Below are 6,204 nucleotides of genomic sequence, written 5' to 3' on the forward strand. Positions count from 1 at the left end.
GGTGATGCCGGCGCCGGGGACGGCGGCGCCGGGGGCGGGCGCGGGGGCAGCGCCAGGGGCGGGCGCGGAGGTGGGCGAGTGCGGGGTGCTGTTGCGGGAGGGGCCCGGGTGTTCGGGGGGTGGTGCGGGAGCGGGGGTGTGGCTCTGCGGGGGTTCGTAGCCGGTGAGGGGACGGGGAGGCGCGACGAAGGGAAGGAAGGGCGAAGGGGGCACCGCGCTGTGTGGGACGTCGCGCGGGACCCGCCCCACCGCATACGCGAGGCCGTCCGGCAGCAGAAGAACCAGGGCAAGGGCCAGAAGGAGCACCACCAACGCGGCGGGAGCTGTCACCGCACGCAATCCAGCGGTCATCTCGTCCCTCCCGCAAAGCCCCATTCCACGTGACCAGCCTCACACGGCCCGCCCGGGTCGGCGAGCGGGAACGCGGGGGCAGCCAGGTGGGGGGCGGGGGGTGTGGCCGGGAGACCAGGAGGGGGAGGGGCGGAAACGGCCCGTCCGGGACGGCGAGCGGGAACGTGGGGGCGCCGAGGTGAGAAGGGGAGGGGCGGGAACGACCCGCCCGGGTCGGCGAGCGGGGACGCCGAGGCGAGAGGGAGGGGGTGGCTGGGAGCCCAGGGCGGGAGGGGCGAGGAGCGGGAGGACGGCGAGGACGGCGAGGACGGCGAGACCGGCGAGGACAGATCGAGAGAGGCGGAGGAGACGCAGCGCTTGCCGCCCGGGCGCACGACCCCAGGACAGACCCCCACCCACCCGGGGGGCTCCCCTGTAACCATCCTTTCAGGCCCAGAAGCACCCCCACCCCCATCCCCCCAAATCTGTGGATAACTCCGCGAAACCCGCAACGCCGCTCACTCCGAAGAGTGAGCGGCGTGACGAATTCACCGAAGTTATCCACAGATTCGGCACTTTGGGCTTCTTCGCGCCCAAAGTGCCCCGAACGCGGAGCAGACTTGTGAGCACACCGAGTTCCCCGCGTGCGGGGGATTCGCGGGTGCCGGCCGGCCCACCACGGTTGCGCTTCCGCGAAGTTCAGCCCGTCGTCAGCAGCACCTTGCCGATGTGAGTGCTCTCGTCGAGGACACGGTGTCCGGTCGCCGCTTCGCTCATGGGGATACGGCGGTCGACGACCGGCTTGACCGCACCGGAGGAAAGGAGGGGCCACACATGTTCGCGTACCGCCGCCACGACCGCGGCCTTCTCCGCCGCCGGGCGGGCACGCAGCGACGTCGCGGTGACCGCGGCGCGCTTGTTCATCAGCGCGGCGAGGTTCAGTTCGCCCTTGACCCCGCCCTGCATACCGATGATCGCGAGACGGCCACTCATGGCCAGCGCCTGGATGTTGCGGTCCAGGTACTTCGCGCCCATGTTGTCCAGGATCACGTCGGCGCCGTGCCCCTCCGTCGCCTTCCCCAGCTCGGCGACGAAGTCCTGCTCGCGATAGTTGATCAGGACGTCGGCCCCGAGTTCGCGGCAGCGCTCCAGCTTCGCCGCCGTGCCCGCCGTCACCGCGACGCGCGCGTCCACCGCCTTCGCGAGCTGGATCGCCATCGTCCCGATCCCGCTCGAACCGCCATGAACCAGCAGGGTTTCCCCCGGCCGCAGTCCGGCGACCATGAACACGTTCGACCAGACCGTGCACACCACCTCAGGCAGCGCCGCCGCCTCGACCAGATCGACACCGGTAGGCACAGGAAGGAGTTGACCGGCCGGTACGGCGACCTTCTCGGCGTAGCCACCGCCGCCGAGGAGCGCGCACACCTCGTCGCCCACGGCCCAGCCGGAGACGCCCGGGCCGAGTTCGGCGATCCTGCCGGACACCTCCAGGCCCGGGTACGGGGACGCGCCGGGCGGCGGGTCGTAGAAGCCCTGGCGCTGGAGGAGGTCGGCGCGGTTGACCGCGCTCGCCGCCACCTCGACCAGCACCTCTCCGGGCGCCGGGCGGGGATCTTCGACCTCGGACCAGAGGAGCACGTCCGGTCCACCGGGTTCGGAAATCGTGATCGCATGCATGCTCGCGAGGCTACTCGCCGGCCCCGGCCCCTCCCGAGGACCCGCCGACCGCTCCCCGCGACGGCCCGTCTCCGCACGGCGTGCGCCTCTCCCCCGCGCGCGACGAACCGGTTGCCCGTACGTGCGTCAGCGTTCGGTGCGGCGGGTCAGACGTCCACCCGTACGGGACCGCGCGGACCACCAGCCCCGCACCGCACCGCCCGCCGGGAGCGGCCGGAGTCCCTGCCGGACGACGGCCGCGCCCTGCCCGGCCGAACACCCACGCCGTGACCCCGAGCAGCCGACCGCGTCCGCGACCGGGAAGCCGAACGGGAGCCCGCGACCAGGCACCACTGCCCCGCGCGCCCGCCTGTCCTGCCTGCCTGCCTACCGCAGATGCCGGCGGGCGGGTTCGCTCAGGACGGGTGTCCTCGCAGCGGTCGGGTGTCGCGGACGGCGCGGGGGTCCGGGCCCGCGCGGACGATGGTGATGAGGCGGTCCGTGGCCTGGAGGGTGCCGACCGCGGGGTCGTCGTAGCCGAGGACCCGGTGGCCGCGCACGACGCTGACCACAAGGTCGTCCGTCTCGCGCGGGCCGCGCCCGATCTCGGCCTTTATCACCGGCCGTTCGACAAGATCGAGGCCCGTGCCCTGCTGAATGAGGTCCTCCATCACCGTGCCGGCGCTGGGGCTGAGGACGGAGAGTCCGAGAAGACGGCCCGCCGCGCTCGCACTCGTGATGACGGCGTCCGCGCCGGACTGCCGCAGCAGCGGCGCGTTCTCCTCCTCGCGCACGGCCGCGACGATGTGTGCGCCCCGGTTGAGCTGGCGTGCCGTCAGGGCCACGAGGACGGCGGTGTCATCGCGCTGGGTGGCGATGATGATCTGCCGCGCCTTGTTCACTTCCGCGCGCGCGAGGACGTCGCTGCGCGTGGCGTCGCCCACGACACCCGCGAAACCCTCAGCGGTGGCGAGCTCGATCACCTTCTCGCTGGGATCGACGACGACGACCTGCTGCGGGGTCAGCGCCCCTGCGGCCAGCACGGTCTTGATCGCCGAGCGTCCCTTCGTGCCGAAGCCGACGACGACGGTGTGGTCCCTCAAGGCATTCCTCCAGCGGTGCAGCCGCCATTCCTCACGGGTTCTTTCCGTGAGGACCTCCAAGGTGGTCCCGACCAGGATGATCAGGAAGAGCACGCGCAGGGGCGTGACGACGAGGATATTGATCAGCCGCGCCGTGTCGCTCACCGGCACGATGTCGCCGTACCCGGTCGTGGAGAGCGTCACGGTGGCGTAGTAGAAGGCGTCGAGGAGATCGACCTTGTGGTCGGAGTTGTCCCCGTAGCCGTCGCGGCCCGCGTACACGAGGAGCGCGGTTCCCACGAGCACCGCGAGCGCCATGGCGATGCGCTTGGCGACCTGACGGAACGGCTGCTCGACGACGCGGCGCGGCAGTTTGATGCGCGTGGCGACCGCTTGCTCACCCGCCTGACGCGCGATCGCGTCCTGTCCGGGCAGTTTCACGTGCATCCTCCATCAAGGCCCTGGTGATGTTTCACGTGAAACATCACCCTTCACACCGCACCGCGATGTTTCACGTGAAACATCGCGCTCGTCCATTCGGGCCATGTTTCACGTGAAACATCCGCCCGCTCGTGGCAGGTCGAGCACCTCCACGGCGGTTCCGGCCTCGGCCCCGCCCGGAGGGACGACCGCGAGACTGTCGGCATTCGCGATTCCGCGCAACATTGCGGGGCCGTTGTAGCGCAGGAGACACAGCTTCCCCCCACGCACGCGCACCGGCAGGAGCCGGGTGTCCCTGGGGTGGCCCTCCGCTCGTTCGGCGAGTGGCAGGCGGGTACGGGGCAGTTCGTCACGGCCCGCGAGAACGGCGAGCAGCGGGGCGGCGAGCGTCAGCAGTCCGGCGACGGCCGCGAGCGGATTGCCCGGCAGACCTACGAGGTGCTGACCCGGAGCGGTCGCCGCGAGCAGCATCGGGTGGCCCGGCCGGACCGCGACGCCGTCGACGAGGAGGTCGGCGCCGAGCCGGGAGAGGACGGGGCGTACGTGGTCGACGGGACCCGCCGCCGTACCGCCCGTCGTGAGGACGAGGTCCGCTTCCGAGGCCGCGAGTGCTTCGGCGAGACAGTCCTCCTCGTCCCGCAGGCGGTGCACGCCGAGCACGCGGGTGCCGAGCGCTTCGAGCCAGGCGGGGAGCATCGGGCCGAGTGCGTCACGAATCAGGCCGTCGGTGGGGATTCCCCGGCCGAGGAGCTCGTCGCCGAGAACGAAGACTTCGGCCGTGGGGCGGGGATGGGCGCGTACGGCGTCGTAACCGGCGGCGGCTGCCAGTCCGAGCACCGGGGCGGTCACGACCGTGCCCTGGTCGACAAGGGCGTCGCCCGTGCGGCACTCCTGCCCGCACGGGCGGATGTCCTCGCCCTGCGCGAGTGGGCGCAGGGCGTGCAGGCGCGTGCCGTCCGCCGTCACCTCGCCGTGCTCGGTACGGAGCACGCCGGTGGCCCCGGCGGGAACCCGGGCGCCTGTCGCCACGGGCACGGCGGCCCCGTCATCGAGACGCGCGCAGGCGCCCGTGAGTTCGTGCCCGGCCAGCACCTGCGCTCCGGGGAGCAGGCGCCAGGGCCCCGGCCCCGCGATGGCCCATCCGTCCATGGCGGAGGTGTCGAAGGAGGGAAGGTCGGTGAGGGCCACGAGCGGTTCCGCGAGGGCGAGGCCGCGTGCCTGCTCCAGCGGCAGGAGCGGCACGGGCCGGGCCGCCGTGCATGCCACGGTCTCGTGTGCCGCCCGGAGCGCCACCTCGCGCGCCTCCTCCCAGGTCCGCACGGTGGCGGACCGCGCGCGGGAGAGGCGAGCGGGACCGCGGTCCGGGGTGTCGGCGGCGGACGCGCTGTCCTCGCGGGGCGGTACGGCTCCGGTCTCGTGCCGCCCGACCGCTGCCCGGGTGTCGTCCGTCCCCGCCTCGGTCGCCGGTACGTCGCCGGTCCACGCGTCCTCGATCGCGGTCCACGCGACGCCGGTCCCGGCTCCCGCCCCGCTGGTTCCGTCCTCCGCGTCATAGGCGGCAGCCCAGTCGTACGCCTCGCGGGGCTTCTCCGGCTCACCCTCCCCGGTGGCGGGACCGGGGTCGTCGGCGGGCGCCGGGCGCGGGTGGGGAGTCGTGGTGTGGGCACGGGCGAGGGCGAGGGCCTGGTCGAACTCGGCGTCGTAGGCGGCCTCGACGGCGTCGGCGGCGTCGGCGGCATTCGCCGAGGAGGCGTCGAGAGTGGCCCGCGCCTCGTCGGCCGTCTCGCGGTCCGGCCACCGACCCGCCTTCGAGTCCGGCCACGGGTCCGCGCCCGGGTCCGACTGCGGGTCCTGTGGGTTCGTACCGCCCCGGGCGCTCACTTCGCCTCAGCCGCCCACCGCGTGGCGAGGGCCTCCGCCTTGCGCGCCGCTTCGGCGACCGCCTCGGGGCCGCCCTCGGCCCTGCCCGCCGCGTAGCCGACGAGGAAGGTCGTGAGCGGGGCCGCCGGGCGGTCGACGCCGTGCGCCGCGTCGCGCGCGAGGTCGAGCAGCAGACGTACGTCCACGTCGAGGGTGATGCCGAGTTCGGCCTTGACCGCGGTAATCCATTCATCCAGCACGTGGCCATGCTCCCTGATCCGGTCCTGGGCGACGGCGAGATCCTCCCAGGTGTCGCAGTCGAAGGAGACGCGCTCCTCATCGGGCACCCGGACGAGGTCCAGCGGGCCGAGCAGCCGCCGCAGGGACAGCCCGCAGGTCCTCACCTGCCCGTCGTGCCCGTTCGCCAGTCCACCGGAGGTGCTTCCCGCTCCGCTGCCCAGGCGTTCCAGGCCCTCGCGCAGTGGGGCGGTGCGGTAGACGGCGGTGAGGTACTGCTCGCGCCCGTCGGCGTCGACGTAGAGAGCGCCGTCCTTCGTGGGGTCCGCGTCGAGGGCGGCGTGCAGGCGGGCGAGGGCGGCGGGGGTGAGGAAGGGGAGGTCGGCGGAGAGCAGGCTCAGGCGCGCGGCGGTGACGAGGGGCAGCCCGGCGTCGAGCGCGGCGAGCGGCCCGCCGCCCGGCGGTTCCTCGCGTGCCCACACGACGGGCCGCGCGACGGGACGCGGCTCCGCGACGACGACGGTCGTACGGGCCCCCACGCACGCCGTGAGCACCCGGTCGAGGAGCGTCCGGCCGCCGATCCGCAGCCCCGGCT

At 73.4% G+C, this 6,204-nt stretch carries 4 protein-coding genes and 1 pseudogene; all 5 read right to left on the reverse strand.

Going from position 1 to position 6,204, the window contains the following annotated elements; all coding sequences use genetic code 11:
* Window positions 1-351, reverse strand: a pseudogene (locus tag G3I42_RS36930) (hypothetical protein); the annotation flags it as partial.
* A gap of 678 nt (window positions 352-1,029) precedes the next feature.
* Complete coding sequence (locus G3I42_RS11585; RefSeq protein ID WP_164285109.1) at window positions 1,030-2,010, reverse strand: NAD(P)H-quinone oxidoreductase; 981 nt, start codon at window positions 2,008-2,010, stop codon at window positions 1,030-1,032.
* Between the two features lie 395 nt (window positions 2,011-2,405).
* Window positions 2,406-3,518 carry a potassium channel family protein gene (locus tag G3I42_RS11590; protein ID WP_164285111.1) on the reverse strand — a complete coding sequence of 371 codons (1,113 nt, stop codon included), beginning with the start codon at window positions 3,516-3,518 and terminating at the stop codon, window positions 2,406-2,408.
* 102 nt (window positions 3,519-3,620) lie between these two features.
* Complete coding sequence (locus G3I42_RS11595) at window positions 3,621-5,393, reverse strand: molybdopterin molybdotransferase MoeA (protein WP_164285113.1); 1,773 nt, start codon at window positions 5,391-5,393, stop codon at window positions 3,621-3,623.
* Window positions 5,390-6,204: DUF6457 domain-containing protein (locus G3I42_RS11600; protein ID WP_164285115.1), on the reverse strand; the 815-nt coding region annotated here is incomplete at its 5' end. The genes G3I42_RS11600 and G3I42_RS11595, both read right to left, overlap by 4 nt.

The sequence above is a fragment of the Streptomyces sp. SID11385 genome (genome assembly GCF_010548245.1).
GTDB lineage: Bacteria > Actinomycetota > Actinomycetes > Streptomycetales > Streptomycetaceae > Streptomyces.